The following is a 21,867-nucleotide window of genomic DNA, read 5'->3' as shown; positions in this document are numbered from 1 at the left end:
GGCAATCCCCGGCGCAGAACAGACGAGCAAGCAGGAGCGATCAATGGATTTCTCGTTCAACGACGAACAGCGGATGTTCCGCCAGACCCTGCGGGACTTCGTGGAGAAGGACATCATCCCGGTCGCCCGCGACTGGGAGCACTCCGGCCGCTACCCGACCGAGATCGTCGAGACGATGGGGGAGCTGGGCCTGTTCGGCCTGGCGATTCCCGAGGAGTACGGCGGACTCGGCGCGGACACCGTGTCGTTCGTGCTCACCTTCGAGGAGATCTCCCGCGGCTGGATGGGCGTCGCCGGGATCCTCGGCAGTCATTCGGTGTCCTGCTTCATGATCGCCCGGCACGGCACCGAGGAACAGAAGCGCGCGTACCTGCCGCGGCTGGCCACCGGGGAGTTGCGGACCGGCCTGGCGCTCACCGAACCCGGCGCGGGCACCGATCTGCAGGGCATCCGGACCACGGCCCGGCTCGACGGCGACCACTACGTCGTCAACGGTGCGAAGACGTGGATCACCAACGCCCGGTACGCGAACCCGCTGCCGGTACTGGTGAAGACCGACCCCTCGGCCAGCCCCGCGCACCACGGAATGAGTGTCCTGCTCGTCGACACCACCTCCGAGGGGTTCGTGGTGGAGAAGGACATTCCCAAGCTCGGCTACAAGGGCACCGAGTCCTGCGAACTGCGGCTCGACAACGTCCGGGTACCGAAGGAGAATCTGCTCGGCGGCGTCGAGGGCAAAGGCCTCGGCCAAGCACTGTCCTCATTGGAGACCGGCCGGGTCAACATCGCCGCCCGTTCGGTGGGAATCGCGCAGCGCGCCTACGAGGAGGCTCTGCGCTACGCCAGGGAACGTGAGGCGTTCGGGCAGGCGATCGGTGAGTTCCAGGCGGTACAGATCAAACTCGCCGAGATCGCCATCCAGCTGCAGGCAGCACGGTTGATGACGTACTGGGCGGCGTCCCAGCTCGACGCGGGTGTCCGGATGGACACCGAGTCCGGCATGGCGAAGGTGTTCAGCTCGGAGACCGCGCTGCAGTGCGCACTCGACTCGATGCGCATCCACGGCGGCTACGGGTACTCCGCCGAGTTCGAGGTGGAACGGCTCTACCGGGACGCTCCGCTGATGGCGATCGGCGAAGGCACCAACGACGTCCTGCGCACCGTGATCGCCAAGTCTCTGTTGCGGGGCAAGGCTCATGTCGGCTAGGACGCGGGCGAGGCGGGCCGCCGTACTGCTCGTCACCCTCGCACTGGTGCTCTCCGGCTGCGCCCAGCCCCCCGCGGCGGACGACCCGAACGGCCCGATCCGCATCGGCGCCGCCGTCTCGGACACCGGTAAGTACTCGATCGAGGGCGCCGCCGTGAAACACGGCTACGAACTGTGGCGCGACATGGTCAACAACGAACTCGGCGGCATCAAGGTCGGTGACCGCAAACGTCCGGTGGAGATCGTCTTCTACGACGACCAGTCCGACCCGGAACAGGCGGTGCGGCTCATCCAGCGGCTCATCAGCGAGGACGGGATCGACTTCATCTTCGGTTCCTACTCCTCGGGCCTGACGCTCGCCGCGTCGGCGGTGACCGAGCCGAACAAGAAGATCCTCTTCGCCGGTGGCGCGGCCGCCGACACGGTGTTCAGCCAGGGATCGGACTACGTGTTCAGCCCGTTGACGAACACCAGTCGTTACACCGAGTCCGCGCTGCGGGAACTCGCCCGGCGCGGGGTGAAGACGATCGGAATCCTGCACACCGACGAGGCGCCGATGGTCGACGTGCAGCGGGCCACCGAGAAACTTGCAGGCGAACTCGGCATCCGTGTCGTCGGCACCCAGCGGGTTCCCAGTGATGCCAACGATATCCGCGGTGCGATCGGTCAGCTCCAGCGGGCGAATCCGGACGTGCTGCTGGAGGCGGGGCACACGCTGATGGGAGTACTGACCACGCAGACCATGCGCAGTCTCGACTGGATGCCGCCGTACGTGCTGATGGTGCAGGCGCCGACCGAGCAGAATTTCGTGGAGCAGCTCGGCGCGCAGACGACCCGGGGCATCATGGCGCCCACGCAGTGGCACAGCTCGGCGAAGTTCGCCGACGAGTATTTCGGTACCGCCGCCGACTACGAGGCGCGCTACGTCGCCCGTTACGGCGAGAAGCCCTCGTACATGCCGCCCAGCGGCAGCGCGGTCGCGCTGTCCCTGCAGCTCGCGATCGAGAAGGCGGGCAGCGTCGAGGTCGAAGCGGTCCGCGAAGCGCTGCTGGAACTGGACGTGGACACCTTCTACGGCCCGATCGACTACGCGGGCCCTGACGACCCGAGTGGACTCAAGGGCGCCAACGTGAGCCGGCCGATGCTGACCGTGCAGCTCGACGAGAAGGGTGAACAGGTCGTCGTCGCGCCGGCTGAGAACGCGTCCGCCGAGATCCGGCCGAGCACACCCTGGTCGCAGCGCTGACCGGACCGAGGAACAACCGCCCAGCGGCGAACCGGGCCCAAGATCGGCACGGCGTCGCAGTGACAAAGGAGTTGCGGGTATGGGCCAGCTGAGTCAGGTCTTGCTCGACGGAATCGTGCTGGGCGGGTTCTACGCCCTCGTCGCCCAGGGACTGTCCCTGGTGTTCGGCGTGATGGGTGTACTCAACCTCGCCCACGGTGAATGCGTCCTGATCGGCGCCTACCTGGCGTGGGCGGCGCAGCAGTACCTCGGGATCGATCCGCTGGTCGCACTGCCGGTGATCATCGCGCTGGGCTTCGGTTTCGGCTGGGTGCTCTGCCGGACACTGGTGATCCGGGTCGTGGAACGTCCCCCGCTGATGGCCCTGCTGCTGACCTTCGGGATCGGCGCCATCGCACAGGGGGTGCTGCTGAAGTTGTTCAGCAGCACACCGCGGGTGACGACGACGAGCTACTCAGCCGAGGTGGTGAGTTTCTTCGGGCTGACCATTCCGACCCCGCGGGCGCTGATGCTGCTCGGGGCGATCGTCATCCTGGTACTGACGTGGGCACTGCTCAACCACACCCGCGTCGGACGCTCGATCCAGGCGGCCTCCCAGAACAAGGCCGCCGCCAGGGTCGTCGGCATCGACATCACCGCGGTCTACGCGATCGCCTTCGGCATCGGCATCGCCCTGGTGTTCGCCGGAGGCACCCTGCTCGGCTCGGCACAGGGGTTCTACCCCTTCCTCGGGCCGCTGCTGACGATGAAGGCGTTCGCCATCGTCGTACTCGGTGGTGTCGGCAGGATGTCCGGCACCCTCGTCGCGGCGATGTTCATCGGGCTGATCGAGGCGATCCTCGCCTCGTACGTGCCCTCGGTCGGCACCGGGCTCGGTGTCGCCGCGGCCTTCGTGCTCGTGGTCATCGCACTCGTGGTGCGCCCCAACGGAATCAGTGGAGGTAAGCGGGTGATGGCCGGTGTCTAGCGGATCCCCCACCATCAGTACCCGGGTGGACGGCCGGGCGGCGGAACGGCTGTCCGCCGCCTCCGGCCCCGGCACACTGCCCACCCGGTTCGCCGATCCGCGGCTGCGCGCCGGACTGTTCGCCGCCGGACTGGCGGCACTGCTCGCCGCACCGTTGTTCGGACTGAACAACTCGGCGCTGCTGCTGCTGAGCACCGTGTTCATGTGGGTCGGACTGACCTCGAGCTGGAACATCATCTCCGGCTTCACCGGCTACGTGGACTTCGGGCACGGTGCCTTCTTCGGCATCGGCGGTTACACCGCGGGCCTGCTGGTCACCAAATCCGGCATGTCCTTCTGGACCACCGTGCCGATCGCGATGCTGTTCGGCTTCCTCTTCGCGCTCGTTGTCGGCTACCCGCTGCTGCGGCTGCGCGGGGTCTACTTCTCGATCGCGATGCTCGGCGCTTTCATGGCGATGCGGGAACTGGCACTGGTGTTCCGCGACTTCACCGGAGGTTCCGGCGGTGTCATCTTCAAGTCGGTGATCGACCGCGGCCTGTTCTACTACGTGTTCCTCGGCATCGCCGTCGCCGTCGTGCTGCTGACCGTGTGGTTGCGGCGTTCGCAGCTCGGCGCGAGCATGCTGGCGGTGCGGGAGAACGAGGTCGGCGCGGAGGCACGCGGTATCAACACGACCCTGGTGAAGATGACGGCGTTCTGCATGTCCGGTGCGATCACCGCCCTGATCGGCAGTCTGTGGGCGTACCAGACGGCGTTCATCGACCCGTCGATCATGTTCCGGGACATCCTGCTGATCAACCTGGCGCTCATGGTCACCCTCGGCGGCCTCGGCACCGTGTGGGGGCCCGCGCTCGGTGCGACCGTGTTCATCCTGCTGCGGGAGACCCTGTGGGGCACCGACGGAGAGGACTTCCTGGTGTTCTTCGGCATCGCCCTCGTCATCGTGGTCCTGTTGCTGCCGAAGGGAATCGTCGGCACGCTCGCCGACAGGGCGACCGCGGGCAGGCGCAAGCGTGAGCGCGAAGCAGGGGAGGGACGATGACCGTCACCCAGGAACGCACCACCGGCGATCTGCTGGTCGCCACCGGGATCACCTGCCGGTTCGGCGGGCTGGTCGCGCTCGACGACGTCGGCTTCCGGATCGCGCCCGGCGAGATCGTCGGGCTGATCGGCCCGAACGGTTCCGGCAAGTCGACGCTGCTGAGCTGCCTGTCCCTCGGCAGGCGCCCGGACGCCGGGAAGATCATGTTGTCCGGAAAGGACATCAGTCGCAGGCGGCCGTCCACGGTGGCCAGAATGGGACTGACCCGCACCTTCCAGGACGCCCGGGTCTTTCCGGAACTGACGGTGCTGGAGAACGTGCTGTTGTCGCGGAACTGGACCACTTTGCCGCGCTTCGGCGCGCTGCGCGGGCCGGAGGAATCGGTTCGCGAACGTGCCGACCGCCTGCTCGACCTCGTCGGCATCCGCAGTATGAGTGCCACTCACGCGGGCGAACTCTCCGGCGGGCAGCAGCGACTGCTCGAACTCGTCATGGCGATCATGCCCAGCCCCAAAGTGGTGATGCTGGACGAGGCGACGTCCGGGGTGAACCCGGCGCTCATCCTCGAACTGGCGGACCACCTGCGGCTGCTGCACCGCGAGGAGAACGTGTCGTTCGTGATCGTCGAGCACAACGTGGGCTTCGTGTTCGGCATGGCGGACCGGGTGGTGGTGCTCGAACAGGGCCGGGTGCTGGCCGACGGAACCCCCGACGAGGTCAAGGCGAACCAGGAGGTCATCGATGCCTATCTCGGAGCCTGAACCGCTGCTGGAGGTGCGCGGTGTGCGCGCCGGGTACAAGGGAGTGGACATCCTGCACGGCGTCGACCTCGTCGTGCACGAGGGCGAGATCGTCTGCGTCGTGGGTCCGAACGGGTCCGGCAAGTCGACCGTGTTCAAGGCGGTCTACGGTCTCATCGACGTACGTGAGGGCTCGGTTCTCATGGCGGGCAAGGACATCACGTCCTACGGCCCGCAGCAGCTCCTCACGTCCGGGATCGCGCTCGTCCCGCAGCTGCCGGCGATCTTCCCCGGGATGACCGTGTACGAGAACATCGAACTCGGCATGTACCTGGAGCGGGACAAGAAGAAGATCCGGCACCGCGTCGACGAGGTGTTCGACCTGTTCCCGAAACTCGCCGCCCGGCGCAAGCAGCAGGCGGGCACACTCTCCGGTGGCGAGCGCAGGGCGCTGGAGATCGGCCGCTCGCTGATGCTGAAGCCGCGCCTGGTGCTGATGGACGAACCATCGGTGGGACTCTCCCCGATCCTCGTCCGCGAGGTGTTCGAGCAGTTGCGCTCCCTGCGCGACGAGACCGGCCTGACGTTCCTGATCATCGAACAGAACGCCCGTTCCGGCCTCGAACTCAGCGACCGCGGTTACGTCATCGAACGCGGCCGCGTCACCTACTCCGGAGCGGGCGGCGAACTGCTCGCCGACGCCGAGGTCCGTAAGACGTTCCTGGGCGTGTGACGCCCGTTCCGGCCGGAGTCGCGCCCGGCCCAGCGGCGAGCGCGTCACCGAAGCACGATCCATACCTGAAAGGCAGGACCAGCGATATGACCACAACGGCACCGGCCACCCCCGCGGCGGACACCGGCACAGGCACCGCGGCGCAACGCCTCGGCGCGTTCACCGCCGGCCTGCGTCACACCGACCTGCCCGCCGAGGTCGTCACCGCGGCCCGGTTGCATGTGCTGGACACCCTCGGCTGCGGTATCGCCGCTCTCGCACTCGGCGAAGCGGCCTACGCCGTCGCCGGAGCGGACGAGGCGGGCACGGCGGGCCCGGCCGCCGCGCTCGGGGTGCCGCACGGGCTGCCCGCCGCGGAGGCGGCCTTCGTCAACGGCGTGCTGTGCCACGCCCTCGACTTCGACGACACCCACCCCGACTCGGTGATCCACGTCAGTGCCGCCGTCACCCCGGCCGCCTTCGCCGCGGGCCAGGCCGCCGGCGCCGACGGGGCCACCGTCCTCGCCGCGATCGTGGCGGGCAACGAGGTGTCCACCCGCGTCGGTGCAGCCGCGGGCGGGCAGTTCCACGCCCGCGGCCTGCACCCCAGCGGCGTGTGCGGCGTCTTCGGCGCCACCGCGGCCGCCGCCCGCGCCCGCGGCCTGGACGCGGACCGGACGGCACAGGCACTCGGCATCGCCGGCAGCATGGCCTCGGGTCTGCTGGAGTTCCTCGCCGACGGCGCCGACACCAAACGCCTGCACCCCGGCTGGGCGGCACAGGCCGGCATCACCGCCACCCGGCTCGCCGCCCATGGAGCCAGGGGACCGGCCACCGTGTTCGAGGGCGTACGCGGCTTCTACGCCACGTACCTGCACGGCATCGAGGTCGACCTCGCACCCCAGCTCGACACGCTCGGGCAGTCCTGGAACACCCCGTCGATCGCCTACAAGCCATACCCCGCCTGCCATTACACGCACGCGCCCGTCGACGCGCTCGCCGGGATCCTGCGGGACAACCCGTCGCTGCGGGCGGCGGACGTGGCGAGCATGGTGGCCTACACCGACGCGACCGGCGTGGGCCTCGTCCTCGAACCCGCGGCGGACAAGGCCCGCCCGCGCACCCCGTACGACGCGAAGTTCAGCCTTCCGTTCTGTCTGGCGAGCCTGCTCGTGCACGGCACCGTGGACGTCGCCAGCTTCACCCCCGACCGCATCGCCGACGAGGCCGTGCTCGCGCTGAGCCGGTCGGTGTCCTACGAGCAGCGGACGTACTCGCCGCGGCCCGACGCGTTCGGTGGCGGAGTCCGGGTGCTCACCACCGACGGCCGGACGTTCGAGGCCGAACTGCGATACCAGCGCGGCGGCGCGGAGAACCCGATGACCGAGGCCGACGTGCTGGACAAGTACCGTGCCAACGCCGGACTGGTCCTCGGCGAGGACGGCGTCCGCGCCCTTGAGCGGGACGTGACCGCACTGCAGGACCACACCGACCTTGGTTTCCTGGCGGTGGTGCGCGGATGAGTGCCCTGTTCGCGTCACTGCGGTCGCTGCTTTTCGCGCCCGGCAAGGACGAGGCGAAGCTGCGCAAGGCGCTCGCCTCCGGTGCCGACGCGGTCATCGCCGACCTCGAGGACGCTGTGCCCCCGCCGGAGAAGGGCGCCGCCCGCGCGACGACGACCCGGGTCTTCGCCGAGGAACCGGTGCGGTGCCTGCGTTTCGTCCGGGTCAACGGCGCGGGGACCGAGTGGCTCGGCGACGATCTCGCCGCGCTGCGCGAGGTCGGCGTCGACGGGCTGATGGTGCCCAAGGCGACCCCGGCCGCGATCGAGGCGCTGGGCCCCGAAGGACCGCCGGTGATCGCGTTGATCGAAACGGCGGCGGGAGTGCGGCTCGCGCACGAGACGGCCGCGCATCCACGGGTCGCGGCGCTGATGCTGGGTGGCGCCGATCTCGCCGCCGAGGCCAACCTCGAGGTCCGGCCGGACGGGCAGGAGTTGCTCTTCGCCCGTTCCACGCTGGTGTTCGCGTCCGTGGAGGCCGGTATCCGGGCACCGTTCGACGTGGTGCACCTCGACGTGCGCGACGACGAGGCGCAACGGGCCGAGGCGACGCTGGCCCGCTCGGTCGGTTTCGGCGGCAAGGCCTGCGTGCACCCCGCCCAACTCGACGGGGTGCACAGCGTCTTCACCCCGACCGCCGACGAGACCGGGCACGCCCGCACGGTGCTCGCGGTGTACGAGGAGGCGATGGCGCGCGGCGATTCGGTGGCCCTGCTGAACGGGAAGCTGATCGACCCGCCGATCGTGCTGCGGGCCCAGGCGACCTTGGCCAGGGCACGCGACTGAGGTCACGCCGGAATCCTTGACCTGCACCGTGGTCGAGGTTGCAAGCTGGGGGTATGATTACTCCGGCTCTGCGTGAGCCCGGCACGACCGGGTGGAACACCGGTTCGCTCGACGTCGACGCCTACCTGCGTCGCGTCGGGCACCCCCGGGCGAGCCCCTCGGCGGAGTCCTTGCGCACCCTGCACGAAGCGCACGTGCGCACGATTCCGTTCGAGAACATCGACGTCCTGCTCGGTGCGCATCCCGGTCTGGAACTCGACGTCATCGCCGGCAAACTGGTCGGCAGGCAGCGGGGCGGCTACTGCTACGAGCACTCCCTGCTGTTCGCCGCCGTTCTGGTGGAGCTCGGTTTCACCGTCGAGCGCAGGATGGGGCGCGTGCATCCGCAGGGCTCGGGACCGCGCACGCACATGCTCTCCACCGTGTACGTCGACGGTGCCGCGTATCAGGCCGATGTCGGTTTCGGTGCCGGAGTGCTCCGGCCGATGCCGCTGCGCGACGGGGCCGTGGTGGACCAGGCGGGCTGGGCGCACCGCATCGATCGCGATGGTCCACTATGGACGTTGTCGCGGCGTGAGCCCGGGGACGGCGGTTGGACCGTGCTGCACGCGTCCGACGAGGCGCCACAACGGCCCGTCGACTACGAGGTCGCGCACCACTACGTCAGCACGCATCCACACTCGCCGTTCGTCGGCAAGCTCGTGGTGATGCGGTTGGCGGACGGGGTCAGCCGCCAGCTTGTTGGCGACGAGCTGACGGTCACCAGACCGGACGGCGACCTCCACCGGCAACGGGTGCCCGCCGACCGGCTGGACTCCGCGCTGCGCGACCTGGGCGTCGTCCTCCAGCCGGCCGAGCTCGAAGGGGTGCTGGCGGCGTATCCGTCCGGGGCGCCGGGCTAGGGATCCCGTCGCGCCCCCGAATCCGCAGTTCGCCAGCCGGATTCGTCGGCCGCGTCGGTGTGCGGGGCGGTCCACGCGTTGCCCCGGTCAGCCCGCGAAGAACTGTTTCAGGACGGCGGCGAACGCCGTCGGTTCCGCGACGTGGGACTGGCCTTCGATGACGCGTCGTTCCGCGCTGGGGAGTGCTGAGGCGATGGCGTCCGCGGCGGCGTCGAAGAAGCCGGGTTGCAGGCCGCCCATGTGCTGGTCGGGGATGCCGCCGGTCGCCACCAGCGTCGGTTGGGTGACGCGGGCCAGCCGGCCGGCCGGGGGGAGGCCGTCGCCGAGGCAGGCGGCGTCGTGGGCGAGAGTGGGGGCGAGGGCGGTGAGGCCGCGCCAGAACGGTGACTCGCGCGCGGCGCTCACGTCCTCGCCGGACGAGCCGGCCAGTCGCATGAACAGCTCGACCGCGTCCGAGCGCCGGTCGTCGGCGAGTAGTGCCGTCAGTTCGCCGACGTAGGCCGACCAGTGCTTGGCCATCGCGTCGTCGCTCATGTACGGGACCTCGTACGTCGCGATCCGGTCCACGGTGAGACCCGCGGCGGCGGCTTCGAGTACGAGCGCCCCGCCGGACGACGCGCCGAACACGTGCGCTCTGCCGCCGGCCCGGTCGACCAGTGCCGCGAGGTCCTCGATCTCCCGTGCCACGGCGTAGGGGGCGGTGTCGCCGCTGTCGCCCCGGCCGCGGCGCGCGTAGTTGTACACGGTGAAGTGCCGCGCCAGTTCGGGGACGAGCGCGGCGTTCTCCGAGCCGTCGTCGAGCCCGCCGCCCACCAGGACGACCGCCGGTCCACCGCCTCGGTGTTCGTACGCGATCGACGTGCCATCTTTCGACGTCACGAACTGCATGGTGGTTCTCCCGTCCGAGGTCGGTGAAGTCGCTCCTACTTTAGGAGTGGTCGCTGCGGATTGGCAAGTGGATGGCTAGGATCGGGGGATGCGTGGCTATGACGACCCGTGTGCCATCGCGAGGACGCTGGGTCTCGTGGGGGAACGGTGGGCGTTGCTGGTGGTGCGGGAGCTGGTCTTCGGTCCGAAGCGGTTCAGCGACCTGCGTCGCGGGCTGGCCGGGATCAGCGAGAACGTACTGTCCCAACGCTTGCGTGAGCTGGAACGGGCGGAGTTGGTGTGGCGGCGCAGATTCGCACCGAGCAGCACATCGGCCTACGAGCTGACCGAGCGCGGCCGAGGGCTCGAGCCCGTGCTGGTGGCGATGAGCCGGTGGGGTGCCGACCTTCCCCTGCCCGAGGGCACGGACCCCGCCCTCGGTGTCGACGCGCTGGTCTTCACACTGCGCGCCACCTTCGATGCCGGACTCGCCGGCGGGCTGGACGTGGTGGCACACCTGCGACTCGGCGACGACCACTTCCGCGTCGAGGTCAGGGACGGCCGGTTCCGCGCGCGCCGCACCGAACCCGACGACGCCGGCATCACCATCGCCACGACCGCACCGATCCTGCGGTCCCTCGTCTCCGCCGGCGGCACACTCGCGAAGGCCGAGCGTGCCGGCGAGATCACGATCACTGGTGAGCGTGCCGCCGCGGAACACCTGCTGCGCTGCTTCCCGCCACCGCGCTGAGGGCCACGGCCGAACAGGCAGGCGAAGCCTCGCTCGGTAGCTGGTCGGCCCGGACAGGACTGGAGGCCGGCCGGCTCGCGTGGCCGGTCTCCGGACCTCCGTCGCTCGCAGCGCCCACACGACGGGCGCCGGCCGACTCCGCCGCCCAGCCGTTCCGGACGCCGCGACGGGCGCGTCCGCGTGCACCGCGTCGACTGCCGCCACGGTCACGTCGAAGCACTGCACGCACCGGTCGTCGACTCGCCGCCCGGATCGGCCTTATCGTGCCGCGGTGGATCATTTCTCGGTCTCCTGGACGGCGTTGCGGAAAACCATCGCCGGCCTCCCGGACGAGGACTTCGAACGGCCGTCCGGCTGTACCGGCTGGCTCGTCCGCGACCTGGCGTGCCACCTGGTGATCGGCGCCCAGGACGTCCTGATCACCCTGGTCACCCCAGCCGACACCGAACCGACCGTGGACGCGATCACCTACTGGAGCCTCGTCGAACCACCCACCGGCGAAGACCCGTTCGACGCGCTGATCCCCCGGCTCGCCGCCGCGTACGGCGAGCCGCGGTGGCTCAAGTCCCACCTCGACGACGTCGGGGCCGCCGCCGGGCGCGCAGCCGAACTGGCCGACCCCGCCGTCCGCGTCAGCACCAACGGTGAGGTGCTGACCATCGGCGACTACCTGTCCGCGTACGTGCTCGAACGGACGCTGTACCACCTCGACCTGATCGCGCACCTGCCCTCGGCCCCCGGACCACCCGCCGAAACCCTCGCCGCCACCCGCGCAGTGCTGGAAACCCTCGCCGGAGCCCCGTTCCCAGCCTCGCTCTGGCGACAAGGACGCGCTCCTCGTCGGCACCGGACGTCGCACTCCCACCGACGCCGAAGGCGCGGCGCTCGGCGAACTCGCGGCGAAACTCCCGCTCAGCATCGGCTGAGCAAGGGAAACCAGTCGACGGTCCCTTCGAAAAGCCCGCCGGGCAAGGAAAACATCGACGCCCGGCCGGTCAGCCGCCGAGGGTGTCCAGGATCTGCTGACCGTACTTCGCCAGCTTGTTCTCCCCGACGCCGCTCACCGCACCGAGCTCGGCGAGCGTCGACGGCGCGCCGGACGCGATCTCCCGCAGGGTCGCGTCGTGGAAGATGACGTACGCGGGCACGCCCTGCTCCTTCGCTGTCTCCGCCCGCCACGCGCGAAGCCGCTCGAACAACGGCTTCGCCTCCTCCGGCAAGTCCACCGGAGCCTTCCGCCCCTTACCCGAACGAGCCGCGGCCCGCGCCGTCCGTTCCGGTTCCCGTCGCAGCAACACCTCACGCCGCCTGCCGAGCACCTCGCCACTGCCCTCGGTGAGCACCAGCGTCCCGTAATCACCCTCCACGGCCAGCAGACCCTGCGCGAGCAACTGCCGCACCACTCCGCGCCACTCCGGCTCGGCCAGCTCGCTGCCGATCCCGAACACGGTGAGGGCGTCGTGCTGATGCTGCTGCACCTTCGGGGTGCTCTTGCCGAGCAGGATGTCGATGACCTGACCCGCACCGAACTTCTGCCCACGCTCGTTCGCCAGCCGGTACACCGCCGACAACAGCTTCTGCGCCGGAACCGTGCCGTCCCAGGTCTGCGGCGGCGTCAGGCAGGTGTCACAGTTGCCGCACGCCGAGCCCTGCTGGCCGAAGTAGTTGAGCAACTGGACCCGCCGGCAGGTCACCGTCTCGCACAGCGCGAGCATGGCATCCAGATGCGAGGCCAGCCGCCTGCGATGTGCGGCGTCGCCCTCCGAGGTGTCGATCATCTTCCGCTGCTGCACCACGTCCTGCAGGCCGTATGCCAGCCATGCCGTCGACGGCAGCCCGTCCCGGCCCGCACGGCCGGTCTCCTGGTAGTACCCCTCCACCGACTTCGGCAGGTCGAGATGCGCCACGAAACGCACGTCCGGCTTGTCGATCCCCATGCCGAACGCGATCGTGGCCACCACGATCAGCCCGTCCTCGCGGAGGAACCGCGACTGGTTCCGGGCGCGGGTACGGGAATCCAGCTTCGCGTGATACGGAACCGCCGGGATCCCGTTGTCCACCAGGAACTCGGCCGTCTTCTCCACCGAGGCGCGGGACAGGCAGTAGACGATCCCGGCGTCCCCTGCGTGCTCGGTACGCAGCAACTCCAGCAACTGGCGCTTCGGATCGTTCTTGCCGACGATCCGGTACTGGATGTTCGGCCGGTCGAAACTGGCGACGAAATGCCGCGCCTCACGCAGATTCAGCCGGTTCGCGATCTCGGTGTGCGTCGCCTCGGTGGCGGTCGCCGTCAGCGCGATGCGCGGCACGTCCGGCCACCGCTCGTGCAGCTCCGACAGTCCCAGGTAGTCTGGCCGGAAGTCGTGCCCCCACTGGGAAACGCAGTGCGCCTCGTCGATCGCGAACAGGGCCACCGTGCCGCGATCAAGCAGCCTGCGGGTGGACTCCGCGCTCAACCGTTCCGGCGCCAGGTACAGCAGGTCCATCTCCTCGGCGAGGAAGTCGGCCTCGACCTGCCTGCGCTCCTCGAAATCCTGGCTGGAGTTGAGGAATCCCGCCCGTACCCCCAGCGCGCGCAGTGCGTCCACCTGGTCCTGCATCAACGCGATGAGTGGCGAGATCACGACACCGACGCCCTCCCGGACGAGGGCCGGGATCTGATAGCACAACGACTTTCCACCACCGGTGGGCATCAGCACCAGCGCATCGCCACCACCCACCACCTGGCCGATGATCTCGTCCTGCTGGCCACGGAACGAGTCGTAGCCGAAGACCCGACGCAGCACCTCCAGCGCCTCGCTCGCGCCGGCACCCGTCTCCTCGCGCACCTCGTTGCCGATCCCGGTGGAAGCCATCCCGCGATCCTAGGCCGCCACGTCACCCACCCGTTTCCCGCCCGGCGGCGCGTACGGCCTCGTACCCGCGCGCCGGAACGCAGCCACGCCAGCAGAGGAGGCCACACGATGGAGAGGTTCGTCGTCGTCACCGGCGGCCCCGGATCGGGCAAGACCACGCTCGTCGACCGGTTGCGCGCCGACGGTGCCGCCACGTCCGCCGAGGCGGGCAGGCAGATCATTCGCGACCAGCTCGCGATCGGCGGCCGGGCGCTGCCCTGGGCTGATCCCGGCCTGTTCGCCGAGACGATGCTCGCCTGGGAACTGCGGTCGTACCGCCTCGCCACCGAGCTGACCGGCCAGGTCGTGTTCGACCGGGGCGTCCCCGACGTCGCCGGGTACCTGCGGCTGCTGGGCCGCCCCGTGCCCGCGCACATGCACCGGGCGGCGGAGCGGTTCCGCTATCGTGCCACCGTGTTCATCGCCCCGCCGTGGCCGGAGATCTTCGTCGGCGACGCCGAGCGCAGGCAGGACCTCGAGGAGGCCGAGCGCACCCACGACGCGATGCTGCACGTCTACGCCCACCACGGCTACCAGCTCGTACCGCTGCCGAAGGACACCGTCGAGGCACGGGCGCGGTTCGTGCGCGACCGCCTCGGCGGGCCTACAACATCGCGTTGACGCCGGTGAGGTCCCTGCCGATGATCAGCTTCTGCACCTGGCTGGTGCCCTCGTACAGGGTCAGCACCCGGGCGTCCCGCAGGTACTTGCCCATCGGGTACTCGTCGATGTAGCCGTAACCGCCGAACACCTGCAGGCAGTTGTTGCTGACCCGGACCGCCGTCTCGCTCGCGTGGTACTTCGCCATCGACGCGTCGGTCGCGTACTCCTTCGGGCCCGCGCCCAGGTCCGCCATGCGGGCCACGTTGCGGGTCAGCAACCTGGCCGCCTGCACGTCCACGGCCGAATCGGCGAGCAGTTCCTGCACGAGCTGGAACGAGGCGATCGGACGGCCGAACTGCTCCCGCTCGCCCGCGTACCGCACCGCGGCGTCCAGTGCCGCCTGGGCGAGACCGACCGCGCCCGCCGCCACCGAGATCCGCCCCCGCGACAGCGTGCCCAGCGCGATGCCCATTCCCCGGCCCGGCTCGCCGAGCCGCGCGGAGTCGGGCACCCGGACGCCCTCGAAGGCCAGCTCGGCGGTGGCCTGCCCGCGCAGGCCGAGCTTCCCGTGGATCTCGGTCGCGGTGAAACCGGGGGAGCCGGTGGGCACCAGGAACGCCGTGACGCCCTCCTCCGTTCTCGCGAAGGTCAGTGCCACATCGGCCCAGGTGCCGTTGGTGATGAAGATCTTGCTGCCGTCGAGCACCCAGTCGCCGCCGTCCCGGACCGCGCGGGTGGTGAGGGAACCGGCGTCCGAGCCGGTGCCCGGTTCGGTCAGGGCGAAACACCCCAGTGCCTCGCCCGCGACCAGCCGGGGTAACCACTCGCGCCGCTGCTCCTCGGTCCCGTGTGCGGCGATCGTCTTGGTGACCAGCCCCAGCGAGACGGACACGATGCCGCGCACCGCCGAATCGCCACGGCCCAGCTCCTCGGTCACCAGCACGTAGGACAGCATGTCCGCGTCCACCCCGCCGTACTCCTCGCCGACCATCAGGCCGAGGAAGCCCAGCTCGCCGAGCCTGCGGACGATCGACGGATCCACCTTCTCCCGGCGATCCCATTCCCGGGCGTGCGGCACCACCTCCGCGTCGACGAACTCCGCGGCCATCGCCCGGAAGTCGCGCTGCGTCTCGGTCAGGCCCAGATCCGTTGACAGCATGGGGTTTCCTCCTCGATGAGACGACTCAGAGCGGGTATGCCGGAGCGGTCAGCGGCAGGCCGAGCCGGGCGCGCTCGGTCACCCAGCGGGTCGGCCGGTAGCGCGGGTCACCGGTGCTCGCGAACAGCGCGGACTGCAGGACGAGGAGACGGGCAGCGCCCACCCGGTCACCCCAGGTCAGCGGGCCGTGCGGGTAGCCGAGGGCGGTGGTGACGGCGGCGTCGACGTCCTCCGGCGCGGCGAGCCCGCGTTCGGCGATGGAGGCGGCCACGCCCACGATCGAGGCCAGCAGCCGCTGCGCCACGCTGCCGTGCGCGTCCCGGACCACGGTGACCGCCGCCGCGGTGCCGGGGTCCGCGCCGCGGGCCAGCACCGCGCGGGCGTCACGCACGGCCTCCGGCGAACTGGCCGGGGTCGCCGCCAGCACCCGCCTGCCGGTGGGCACGGACAGTGGATCCACGCCGACCGTGCGCTCCGGGGGCAGGCCGTGCGCCGCGACGGCCTCGGCGACCGTGCCGCCCCACACCGGCACCAGGACCAGCGTGGCGTCCGCGGCCGGGTCGGCGGCGCGGGGCACCCCCGCGGAGTCGAGGGCCGCGCGCAGCTCGTCGGCCTCCGGCCCTGTGCCGTGCACCAGGCACGGCCGGTCCCCGTCGCCGGACACCGGCTCCTCCTCGGCGGAGGCGGCCGTGCGGACCCCGTCCGCGTGGTCGTAGAAACCCGCCCCGGTCTTGCGGCCGTGCAGGCCGGCGGCGACCCGGTTCGGGGTGAGGAAGGAGGGCCGGAGCCGATCGGAGTGGCGGAAACCGTCCCACACCGAGTCGATGACGGCCGCCGTGACGTCGAGTCCGGTGAGGTCCATCAGCTCGAACGGCCCCATCCGCAGCCCGAGGACCTCGCGGGCGATCCGGTCGATCCCGGCGACATCGGCGACGGACTCCTCCAGCACCGCGAGCGCCTCGGTGACCAGCCCCCGTCCGGCGTGGTTGACCAGGAAACCGGGGGTGTCCGACACGAGGACGGCCCGGTGCCCGCAGCCCTCGACGAGTTCGGCGAGGACCGCGGGGATCCCGTCCCGGGTACGGGCGCCGGGGACGATCTCGACGATCCGCATCAGCGGTACCGGGTTGAAGAAGTGCAGGCCCGCCAGCCGGGTCGGATCGTCCAGCCGGGCGGCGATCCGGGTGACCGGGATGGAGGAGGTGTTGGTGGCGAAGATGGTGCTCTCCGGCAGCGCCTCGGCGAGCCGGGTGAACACCTCGGCCTTCGTGTCCAGGTCCTCCCGTACCGCTTCGATCACCAGTTCCACCTCGGCACCGGGGGCCCAGGGGGAGTCGAGCGGACGCAGGCGCGCGACGGCGGCCGCCGCCTCGTCCGCGCTCATCCGGCCCTTGTCCACCGCCCGCGACAGCATGCCCCGGACGAACTCACACGCCTCGCCGACGGCGTCGGCCCGCGCGTCGCCGAGCTCGACGGTGTGCCCGCCGGTGACCGCCCACTGTGCGATCCCGCGGCCCATCACCCCGGCGCCGATGACCCTGATGTGCACGAAAACTCCTCGGTTCCTCGTCTGCGCTGTCCATCCGCGCTGGCCCTGTGACGGTATACGCGCTCGGGGACGGGGGACCGTTCCGCGACGTGGAAGACCCTCCGCCGGATCGATCAGCCCCGTCGCGAATCCGATGCATGAGATCGGGACCGAGTGGGTAGTTGGTCCGGTGGCCGTGCGCGGCCGACTCGCGCCGGACCACCGGGGGACGGCGCCGTGACCAACGCGGAGAGGGTACGTGGCCCAGCAACAGCGCTTCGTCGACGACAACGGTATCCGCTGGCACAGTGGGATGTTCGACTCCTTCGCGGACAGCCCCGCCAGCCTGCGCGGATGGGTGGCCACGACGCTGGCCGACCAGCCCGCGGTACTGGTACCCGACACCCAGCTCCTGGCGTCCGAGCTGTGTGCCTTCCTCGACCTGCACGCCATGCGCACCGGACGGGTCGCGGTGGGATTCCGCGCCGCCGACACGCCCCGGGTCGAGGTCTCACTCGCCGGGGACGTGCCCGAGCAGGACGTGCTGTCCTGCGATCACCGGTACTGCGCGCCGGCCAGGGGGCTCATCGCCGGGCTCAGCGCCGAACGGGGTGTCGCCACCGGATGCACCGGCGACCTCGTCGCCTGGGCTCGCCTGCGCGAACCCGCCTGAGCACTGGTCACCAGCCGTAGGTGACGCGGTGGATCCGCACCGGCTTCGCCGGCGCGCCGTCGTCGGCACCGTCCGCGATGCCCGCCTCGACGATCCGGTCGAGTACCTCGATGCCGCGGGTCACCCGGCCCAGCACCGTGTACTTCGGATCGATGTTGGCGAAGGAGTGCACGACGAAGAACTGGCTGCCGTTGGTTCCGGGGCCCTGGTTGCCGATGGCGACCGTGCCGCGGGGGTACGTCTCGGCGCCGGTCACCTCGTCGTCGAACCGGTACCCCGGGCCGCCTTTCTCCACCTCGTAGATGTCGCCGCACTGCAGCACCCCGAGGCGTGCCGAATCGCTCAGCCGGAAGCACTGCGTGTGGTGGTAGAAACGTTGTACGGCAAGGGAGACGAAATTGTTCACCCCGCACGGCGCGTTCTTCCGGTCCAGCTCCATCTCGACCGTGCCGTAGTTCGTCGACATCCGCAGCGTCGCGCTGCCGCGTGCCGGGGCGATCGGCAGTGGGCGCAGTACCGGCTTCGCCGCGGGCAGGTCCGGGGTGGGGGTGTACTCGCAGCGGGCGAGCCCCGGCAGACCGGTCGCGGGCGAGACGGCGGACGGTCCGGCCGGTGACGCACCGGCGGGCAGGGCCCCGGTGAGCAGCATTCCGGTGATGGCGGCGAGAACGACGGCGGCGCGTGTCTTCATGACCGTCAACCTAGCCTGCCGTCGCCGGATTGCCGAGCCTTCCGGTGAACGATCCACCGCGGCTCGCGGGATGCCGTGGTCCCTGCCCCGTCGCCAGGACAACCGGCCCCGAACCCTCGTGGCCCTCTGGCACTCTGTCCTTCTACGGGCTGAGGTCGTGAATCCAGGCCCAGGTCACCGTGCGCCGAGGAAGCCGAGTACCCGCTCGGTCAGCAGCGCGCTCGCGTCCGCGTCGTAGGACGGCAGTGACCTGTCCGCGAACAGGTGCCGCTCGCCCGGATACAGGAACAGTTCCGCGTCCGCGACCTCCTCGACGAGTGTCCGCGCGGCGTCGATGTCGCCCTCGCCGGCGAAGATCGGATCGGCGTCCATGCCGTGGATCTGCACCGGCACCCCGGAAGGCCAGGCCGGGCTGAACTCCGCGGTGGGTACGCAGGACTCGAAGAGCAGGGCCCCGGCCGCGCCCGCGCGGGTCTGCGCAAGATTCTGGGCCGAGAGCACTCCCATCGAGAAGCCGGCGTAGACCAGTTCCGCGGGCAGCCCCTCGACCGCCCGGGCCCCGCGGGCGATCATTTCGCCGAAACCGATCTCCCCGGCGTGGACCACACCTTCCCGCACGGTGCCGAAAGTGCGGCCCTCGAACAGATCCGGTGTGTGCACGGCGTGCCCGGCCCTGCGCAGGTCCTCGGCGAAGGCGAGCACCCCGGAGGTCAGCCCCTGTGCGTGGTGGAAAAGCACCACCTCGGTCATTCCGGTCTCCGTCCAGCTCGTCGGCAAGGCGGACAGAATGCCGTGCTGGACTCCCGATGTCGAGCCTGGGGAGGACGGGCGCACGAGACACGGCAGCGCGGGTGACGCCGGGGCGTCACCCGCGCTGCCGCGGTCGATCAGGCGATCCGGATGTCAGCCGGTGACCAGGGAGAGGCCGTAGGCGGACAGGATCTCGTTCACCGGCTGGAAGTACGTGGTGCCGCCGGAGGAGCAGTTGCCGGAACCGCCCGAGGTGACGCCCTGGGCCTGGTTCCCGCTGACCCACGAACCACCCGAGTCGCCGGGCTCGGCGCAGGCGTTGGTCTGGGTCAGGCCGGTCACCGTGCCCTCGGCGTAGTTCACGGTCTGGTTGGTGGCCTCGACCTCGCCGCACTGCCAGCCCGTCGTGGAACCGGAACGGCAGATGCTGGAACCGACACCGGCTTCCTCGCTGCCCGCGACGGTGACGTCACCGCCGCCGTAGCCGTTGACGGTCGAGGTCGGGGTGAAGGACGAGTTGGTCTCGACGTACGAGTAGTCGTCGCCCGGGAAGGAGGATCCGGCGAAGGAGCCCATTTCCGTGCCGCTCTCGTCCTGCACAGCGTCACCGCTGGAGCCACAGTGGCCGGCCGAGACGAAACCACCGTCGACGCCGAAGCCGATCGAGCAGCGGCCGCCGCCGATGTAGTAGGCGTCGCCACCGATGATGTCGGCCAGCGGCCGCGGAGCCTGCGTCGTCTCGACGACGCTGACCGGGCCCGCGGCACGCGCGGTGTCGAGGAATGCCAGGGCCTCGGCGCTGGTGTCACCCCGCAGCACGTTCACCACGACGGTGCTCGCCGTCGGGTCGACGTGCCAGCCGGTGATCCCGGCCGGGGCGGCGGTGCCCGCGGCCGCGTCGATCGCGGCCTTCGTCGCGTCGAGTGCCGCGATCGAGTTGGGCACGATGGCCGCCTCTGCGCCCGTCGCCCGTACCTCGTCGGCGCGGTCGGCGCTGGTGACACCGATCGTCAGCTTGCCCGACTGCGCGTTGAACCAGGACCCGCCGAAGGCTTCCGCCGCCGCGGACTCGGCGGCGCCGCTGATCTGACGGGCCTGCGCTTCCTGCGACAGGCGCGTCTCGGCCTGCTCGGCGGTGATGCCGAGCGAGCGCTGCATGGCGCCGACGACCGTGGCGGTCGCCTCGCCCGGCGCGGGTGCAGCCGAGGCGGGCATGGTCGCCGCGAGGGTCGAGCCGACGGCCAGCGCCGCGATTCCGATCAGGGACGCGATGTTCTTACGTTGCATCAGGGCATCCTCTTTCGATTCACCGGGGAATGGGCGCAGCAGGGGGAGCGCCCATTCAAGGGATTGCCAGGCACAAGCAGGAAAACGGGAAAACAGAATCACAGGGAACCGGGCACGGCACATATTTCGTGCTGCGACCGCACGTTTTCCGGCGGCGTTCCCGTACATTGCGGGAAAGGGGGATCCGCTGGAACCGTTGCGATCAAAAGTAGAACAAACTGGACATAGGTCAGTACCCTACGAAAGTAGGACCGGTTTACCAGCACCAGAATCGTCCTGAAGTTGGTGACTCACCGCCACCGGGCGGGACGGATCCCGGTGTGCGACAGGCCGTCCAGAAGTACTCGTCGCGACCGGGCGGAAAACCCAGGTCATCCGCTCCTGTCGCGTACCGCTCGGCTCCGCGGCGGACGGGAATCCCCGGATCGCCGTGCTGACACCGTGCGACGACCCCGGCCGGAGCGTCACCACCGAGAATCCATGACGTTCACAGGTTTCTCTCCGCCACTGTCACCCGGCAGGACTAGAACCGGGCCCCACCGGGTAGGTATGCGAGATGGACAAAAGAGTCATGGTCTTCGCGCCCTCGCCCCAGCTCACGGTCACCATCGAAAACCTGGGCGGCGACGCCGACCTGCACATCCACGCCGGAGGTCAGGGGCTCTGGCAGGCCCGCATGGTCGCTTCGCTCGGCGTGCCCGTCGTACTCTGTGCCGCGCTCGGCGGCGAAACCGGAACGGTGTTGCGTCACCTCATCGAGGCCGACGGGATCGAGCTGGTCGAGGAGACAGTGCTCTCCCGCAACGGCGGTTACGTCCACGACCGGCGAGACGACCAGCGCACCTCCATCGCCGAAGCCCCCGGCGACGCCATCTCCCGGCACGAGCTCGACGCGCTGTACGAGCGCACCCTGCTGGAGGGGCTGCGTTCGGAGACCGTACTGCTCAGCGGGCCCGCCGACGGCCGGACCGTTCCGGTCGAGGCCTACGGCCGGCTCGCCGCCGACCTGCGCGCCAACGGCTGCCGGGTACTCGCCGACCTGGCGGGCGAACGACTCGACGTGGTGCTGGCGGGCGGACTCGACTTCGTCAAGGTCAGCCACGAGGAGCTGCTCGACGACGGCAGGGCGGAGGCCGACGAACCGGAACAACTCGTCGCGGCGATGCACGCACTGCGCGAACGTGGCGCCTCCTCGGTGCTCGTCTCCCGTGCCGACAAGCCGGCGCTGGCGCTGCTCCACGGTGACGGTGACCGGGTGTTCGAGGTCGAGATGCCGTCCCTGCACCCGGTCGACCCGCGTGGCGCGGGCGACTCCATGACGGCGGCGGTCGCCGCCTCGCTCACTCTCGGCGAATCGCTCACCGATGCGATCCGGCTCGGCGCCGCGGCGGGCGCGTTGAACGTGACGAGGCGAGGATTGGGTACCAGCGGAGGCGACGGCGCGCGGGAACTCGCCGAGCGGGTCGAACTCCGGCCGTACCGGACGAAGGGACGCTGA

At 70.2% G+C, this 21,867-nt stretch carries 20 protein-coding genes and 1 pseudogene; 14 read left to right on the top strand and 7 right to left on the bottom strand.

The annotated features are described in order from the left end of the window. Window positions 1-43: 43 nt before the first annotated feature. From CFN78_RS25140 to CFN78_RS25100, 9 genes are all read left to right on the top strand, one after another. The gene (locus CFN78_RS25140; RefSeq protein ID WP_094865503.1) at window positions 44-1,207 is read left to right on the top strand and encodes an acyl-CoA dehydrogenase family protein; all 1,164 of its coding nucleotides are present in this window, start codon (window positions 44-46) and stop codon (window positions 1,205-1,207) included. Continuing rightward, entirely contained in the window at window positions 1,197-2,453 is a 1,257-nt protein-coding gene (locus tag CFN78_RS25135; protein ID WP_094865502.1) for an amino acid ABC transporter substrate-binding protein, read from the top strand. Before CFN78_RS25140 ends, CFN78_RS25135 begins: the two co-directional genes overlap by 11 nt. Before the next feature lie 79 nt (window positions 2,454-2,532). Next, the gene (locus CFN78_RS25130) at window positions 2,533-3,420 is read left to right on the top strand and encodes a branched-chain amino acid ABC transporter permease (protein WP_094865501.1); all 888 of its coding nucleotides are present in this window, start codon (window positions 2,533-2,535) and stop codon (window positions 3,418-3,420) included. Further along, window positions 3,413-4,465 (top strand): branched-chain amino acid ABC transporter permease, encoded by a 1,053-nt coding sequence (locus CFN78_RS25125; protein WP_133116461.1) that lies wholly within the window; start codon window positions 3,413-3,415, stop codon window positions 4,463-4,465. The genes CFN78_RS25130 and CFN78_RS25125 overlap by 8 nt, the downstream gene beginning before the upstream one ends. Further along, complete coding sequence (locus CFN78_RS25120; RefSeq protein WP_094865575.1) at window positions 4,462-5,226, top strand: ABC transporter ATP-binding protein; 765 nt, start codon at window positions 4,462-4,464, stop codon at window positions 5,224-5,226. Before CFN78_RS25125 ends, CFN78_RS25120 begins: the two co-directional genes overlap by 4 nt. Further along, window positions 5,207-5,938: an ABC transporter ATP-binding protein gene (locus tag CFN78_RS25115; protein WP_094865499.1), complete on the top strand. Its 732-nt coding sequence runs from the start codon at window positions 5,207-5,209 to the stop codon at window positions 5,936-5,938. Before CFN78_RS25120 ends, CFN78_RS25115 begins: the two co-directional genes overlap by 20 nt. An 86-nt stretch (window positions 5,939-6,024) precedes the next feature. Further along, a complete protein-coding gene (locus CFN78_RS25110) occupies window positions 6,025-7,440 on the top strand; it encodes an MmgE/PrpD family protein (protein WP_094865498.1) in 1,416 nt (471 codons plus the stop codon). Then, the gene (locus CFN78_RS25105; protein WP_094865497.1) at window positions 7,437-8,264 is read left to right on the top strand and encodes an HpcH/HpaI aldolase/citrate lyase family protein; all 828 of its coding nucleotides are present in this window, start codon (window positions 7,437-7,439) and stop codon (window positions 8,262-8,264) included. The genes CFN78_RS25110 and CFN78_RS25105 overlap by 4 nt, the downstream gene beginning before the upstream one ends. Before the next feature lie 53 nt (window positions 8,265-8,317). Next, a complete protein-coding gene (locus tag CFN78_RS25100) occupies window positions 8,318-9,166 on the top strand; it encodes an arylamine N-acetyltransferase family protein (RefSeq protein ID WP_094865496.1) in 849 nt (282 codons plus the stop codon). Window positions 9,167-9,253: 87 nt separating this feature from the next. On the opposite strand, the gene CFN78_RS25095 is transcribed toward CFN78_RS25100, so the two are convergent. Next, window positions 9,254-10,054: an alpha/beta fold hydrolase gene (locus tag CFN78_RS25095; protein ID WP_094865495.1), complete on the bottom strand. Its 801-nt coding sequence runs from the start codon at window positions 10,052-10,054 to the stop codon at window positions 9,254-9,256. An 88-nt stretch (window positions 10,055-10,142) separates the two neighbouring features. Here CFN78_RS25095 and CFN78_RS25090 point away from each other — a divergent pair, with 88 nt between their 5' ends. Both CFN78_RS25090 and CFN78_RS25085 read left to right on the top strand, forming a co-directional pair. After that, window positions 10,143-10,784 carry a winged helix-turn-helix transcriptional regulator gene (locus tag CFN78_RS25090; protein ID WP_094865494.1) on the top strand — a complete coding sequence of 214 codons (642 nt, stop codon included), beginning with the start codon at window positions 10,143-10,145 and terminating at the stop codon, window positions 10,782-10,784. Window positions 10,785-11,055: 271 nt separating this feature from the next. After that, a pseudogene (locus CFN78_RS25085) lies at window positions 11,056-11,710 on the top strand (maleylpyruvate isomerase N-terminal domain-containing protein). A gap of 69 nt (window positions 11,711-11,779) precedes the next feature. Here the strand turns inward: CFN78_RS25085 and recQ are convergent. After that, a complete protein-coding gene (recQ, locus tag CFN78_RS25080; protein ID WP_094865493.1) occupies window positions 11,780-13,639 on the bottom strand; it encodes a DNA helicase RecQ in 1,860 nt (619 codons plus the stop codon). Between the two features lie 108 nt (window positions 13,640-13,747). Here recQ and CFN78_RS25075 point away from each other — a divergent pair, with 108 nt between their 5' ends. Then, window positions 13,748-14,299 carry an AAA family ATPase gene (locus CFN78_RS25075; RefSeq protein WP_094865492.1) on the top strand — a complete coding sequence of 184 codons (552 nt, stop codon included), beginning with the start codon at window positions 13,748-13,750 and terminating at the stop codon, window positions 14,297-14,299. Here CFN78_RS25075 and CFN78_RS25070 read toward each other — a convergent pair. Beyond that, a complete protein-coding gene (locus tag CFN78_RS25070) occupies window positions 14,283-15,440 on the bottom strand; it encodes an acyl-CoA dehydrogenase family protein (protein ID WP_094865491.1) in 1,158 nt (385 codons plus the stop codon). The genes CFN78_RS25075 and CFN78_RS25070 overlap by 17 nt on opposite strands. 25 nt (window positions 15,441-15,465) lie before the next feature. Continuing rightward, window positions 15,466-16,989, bottom strand: a complete 1,524-nt coding sequence (locus tag CFN78_RS25065; protein WP_094865490.1) for a 3-hydroxyacyl-CoA dehydrogenase NAD-binding domain-containing protein — start codon at window positions 16,987-16,989, stop codon at window positions 15,466-15,468. Between the two features lie 238 nt (window positions 16,990-17,227). On the opposite strand from CFN78_RS25065, the gene CFN78_RS29965 reads away from it, so the two are divergent. Beyond that, on the top strand, window positions 17,228-17,641 hold the full coding sequence (locus tag CFN78_RS29965) for a hypothetical protein (protein WP_094865489.1): 414 nt from the start codon (window positions 17,228-17,230) through the stop codon (window positions 17,639-17,641). A gap of 7 nt (window positions 17,642-17,648) precedes the next feature. On the opposite strand, the gene CFN78_RS25055 is transcribed toward CFN78_RS29965, so the two are convergent. The 3 genes from CFN78_RS25055 to CFN78_RS25045 form a co-directional block, all read right to left on the bottom strand. Further along, on the bottom strand, window positions 17,649-18,332 hold the full coding sequence (locus CFN78_RS25055) for a peptidylprolyl isomerase (RefSeq protein WP_094865488.1): 684 nt from the start codon (window positions 18,330-18,332) through the stop codon (window positions 17,649-17,651). 174 nt (window positions 18,333-18,506) lie between these two features. Beyond that, entirely contained in the window at window positions 18,507-19,082 is a 576-nt protein-coding gene (locus CFN78_RS25050) for a dienelactone hydrolase family protein (protein WP_094865487.1), read from the bottom strand. Between the two features lie 153 nt (window positions 19,083-19,235). Continuing rightward, window positions 19,236-20,369 (bottom strand): S1 family peptidase, encoded by a 1,134-nt coding sequence (locus CFN78_RS25045; RefSeq protein ID WP_094865486.1) that lies wholly within the window; start codon window positions 20,367-20,369, stop codon window positions 19,236-19,238. Between the two features lie 556 nt (window positions 20,370-20,925). On the opposite strand from CFN78_RS25045, the gene CFN78_RS25040 reads away from it, so the two are divergent. Further along, window positions 20,926-21,867, top strand: a complete 942-nt coding sequence (locus CFN78_RS25040; protein ID WP_094865485.1) for a 1-phosphofructokinase family hexose kinase — start codon at window positions 20,926-20,928, stop codon at window positions 21,865-21,867.

This window comes from Amycolatopsis antarctica (assembly GCF_002262875.1).
GTDB classification, from domain to species: domain Bacteria; phylum Actinomycetota; class Actinomycetes; order Mycobacteriales; family Pseudonocardiaceae; genus Amycolatopsis; species Amycolatopsis antarctica.
This window is presented reverse-complemented; position numbering and strand designations above follow the sequence as displayed.